This window comes from Microbacterium sp. MMO-113 (genome assembly GCF_037148555.1).
Taxonomy (GTDB): domain Bacteria; phylum Actinomycetota; class Actinomycetes; order Actinomycetales; family Microbacteriaceae; genus Microbacterium.
The window spans coordinates 1-342 of record NZ_JBBCTD010000013.1; the positions used below are offsets into that span (position 1 = coordinate 1).

Here is a 342-nt window from a genome sequence, read left to right on the forward strand (position 1 = left end):
CCCCCATCCACCTGCCCCCAACGGGACAAACAGAAAGAGGTCCAGAGGTTCAGACCAGATCCCGAAAGATCCGCATCCGGTCCCTCAGGACCCAACAGCGTGCAGGCACCGGTCCCCTCACCCAGAACCTTCCAACCACCGAAGCGGCGTACTAGTCCCGAGATCAGATCTCGATGCCATGTCAAATGTTCCACCCATGAGCTCCCAGCGAAGAACAGATGCCTTCGATCTGGGTTCTGGACGCCGAAGCGTCAGATGCTCCTTAGAAAGGAGGTGATCCAGCCGCACCTTCCGGTACGGCTACCTTGTTACGACTTAGTCCTAATTACCGATCCCACCTTC

At 57.3% G+C, this 342-nt stretch carries 1 rRNA gene; it reads right to left on the reverse strand.

Going from position 1 to position 342, the window contains the following annotated elements:
* Positions 1–266: 266 nt before the first annotated feature.
* Positions 267–342, reverse strand: a 16S ribosomal RNA gene (locus tag WFJ36_RS17105); the annotation flags it as partial.